The sequence below is a fragment of the Chitinophaga sp. genome (genome assembly GCF_036566945.1).
GTDB lineage: Bacteria > Bacteroidota > Bacteroidia > Chitinophagales > Chitinophagaceae > Chitinophaga.
On the sequence record NZ_DATCVJ010000336.1, the window covers coordinates 1 to 2,473 of the forward strand.

General features: G+C 50.5%; 3 protein-coding genes. All 3 read left to right on the forward strand.

The features are described from left to right. The coding region (locus VIP81_RS09975; protein WP_331959289.1) for an aldehyde dehydrogenase (NADP(+)) at positions 1 to 1,180 on the forward strand (1,180 nt) is incomplete at its 5' end. Positions 1,181 to 1,192: 12 nt separating this feature from the next. Next, positions 1,193 to 2,194 (forward strand): 4-hydroxyproline epimerase, encoded by a 1,002-nt coding sequence (locus tag VIP81_RS09980; RefSeq protein ID WP_331959292.1) that lies wholly within the window; start codon positions 1,193 to 1,195, stop codon positions 2,192 to 2,194. A 60-nt stretch (positions 2,195 to 2,254) separates the two neighbouring features. Next, positions 2,255 to 2,473, forward strand: a 219-nt coding sequence (locus VIP81_RS09985) for an FAD-dependent oxidoreductase (RefSeq protein ID WP_331959295.1), incomplete at its 3' end; no start/stop codon positions are given.

Here is a 2,473-nt window from a genome sequence, read left to right on the forward strand (position 1 = left end):
GCGGGCGGATATACGAAAAATGCTGGTGCCCCTGGGACCCGTACTCGTATTTCCTGCCAGCAATTTTCCACTGGCCTTTTCTACCGCCGGCGGAGACACAGCTTCTGCACTGGCAGCAGGCAATCCCGTGATTGTAAAAGCACATGAATCACACCCCGGTACCAACGAACTGGTGGCCACGGCCATTCAAAAGGCGGCACAACAATGCGGTATGCCGGATGGCGTATTTTCCAGTATCACCGGCGCCGGTCCTGCGTTGGGCCAGCAACTGGTAAAACATCATGGCATAAAAGCCATCGGATTTACTGGCTCTTTTAAAGCCGGTATCGCCATCTTTGATGCCGTAACACAAAGACCGGAACCTATTCCGGTATATGCAGAAATGGGAAGTATCAACCCGGTATTGCTGTTGCCTGCCAAACTGGCCACAGCAGGAGCCGCGGTTGCTAAACAATATGCACAGTCTATCACATTGGGCAGCGGACAATTCTGCACCAACCCGGGATTGCTCATCGCCCTGGCAGACGATGCTACCACACAATTCGCGGCAGCATTAAAACAGGAACTGTCTGCCATTCACGCCGGCACCATGCTCAATCCCGGTATCTGTTATCATTATTATGAAAACAGAGATCAGTTGTCGCGCAGAAAAGGTGTAGAAACCCTGTTTGCAGGCAGCCTGGAATCTGCTGCTACCAAAGGCTCCCCGGCATTATACCGGGTGAGTGCAAAAGATTTTATTGCCAACGCAGAACTGCAACAGGAAGTATTTGGCCCGGCGGCATTGTTGGTGGTATGTAAGGATGATACAGAACTAAAAGCAATACTGACGGAACTACAGGGACAATTAACCGGTACCGTAATGGGGGAAACAACGGACCTGTTATGCTTTTCCGATGCCATTGCATTACTGTCGGAAAAAGTGGGCCGCATCATTTTGAACAATGTACCTACCGGTGTGGAACCCGGTTATGCCATGCATCACGGCGGACCATTTCCGGCTACCACGGATATACGAAGTACTTCCGTGGGGGCGTCGGCGATTGTACGTTTTGCAAGACCGCTCTGCTACCAGGACTGGCCACAAGAGCTACTCCCGGCAGCATTGAAAGATGAAAATCCTTTAGGTATCTGGCGTCGCCTGGATGGTCAGCTGACACGCGATACCGTTAGTAAATAATTTTAAATCCTTATGTCGGCTAAAACCTTTTTTTGCATAGATGCCCATACCTGCGGTAACCCGGTAAGACTGGTAGCCGGAGGAGGGCCCATCCTCCGGGGGAATAACATGATGGAGAAACGCCTGCATTTTTTGCAGGAATTCGACTGGATCCGCAAAGGACTGATGTTTGAACCCCGCGGGCATGATATGATGAGCGGCAGCATCCTGTATCCGCCTTCCGATGAAGCCAACGACATCGGGGTACTGTATATCGAAACCAGCGGTTGCCTCCCCATGTGTGGCCACGGCACCATCGGCACCGTGACGATCGCTATTGAACAGGGACTGATTACGCCAAAAGTGCCAGGGAAACTCCGGCTGGAAACCCCGGCAGGACTGGTGTTGGTGGACTATGTACAGGAGGGGAAAAAAGTGAAGTCGGTAAAACTGACCAACGTAAAATCTTTTCTCGCCGCAGAACACCTGGAAGTCACCTGCCCCGATCTGGGAACTTTACACGTGGATGTGGCCTATGGTGGCAACTTCTACGCCATTGTAGATCCGCAGGAAAATTTCGGTGGACTGGAAAATTATACAGCAGATCAACTGATCTCCTGGAGCCGGGAACTACGGAAAAGACTAAACGAAAAATATACATTTGTACACCCGGAAAATGAACACATCAAAGGGCTGAGTCATTTACTGTGGACCGGCGCCACCATTAGCCCGGAAGCAACTGCCCGCAATGCGGTGTTTTACGGGGATAAAGCCATCGACCGCTCTCCCTGTGGTACCGGCACTTCCGCAAGAATGGCGCAGTGGTATGCCAAAGGGAAACTGCGAAAAGGCGATCGCTTTATTCACGAAAGCATTATCGGCTCTCAATTTAACGGCACCATCGAAGAAGAAACGACGATAGCCGGCAAACCTGCTATTGTGCCGGGTATTGAAGGCTGGGCCATGGTAACAGGCTACAACACCATTATCCTGGATGACGATGATCCCTATGTACATGGGTTCCAGGTGCTGTAACACAACTAAAACTATTATCAGGAACAATGATCCCCACGGAGATCAAATCATTTTAAGTATATGAAAGCAATCGTCATCGGCGGTGGGATTATCGGTCTTAGCAGCGCTTATTATCTGCAGGCAAGCGGCTGGGAAGTGACTGTGATTGATAAAGGAGATTTCAGTAACAACTGTTCCTATGGCAACATGGGCATGATTGTGCCCAGTCATTTTGTTCCGCTGGCAGCACCCGGCATTGTATCGCAGGGCATTCGCTGGATGTTTAACAGTAAAAGTCCT

Coding starts and splice junctions, on each gene's coding strand:
- VIP81_RS09980 (WP_331959292.1), top strand. CDS start 1,193: ATGTCGGCTAAAACCTTTTTTTGCATAGATGCCCATACCTGCGGTAAC.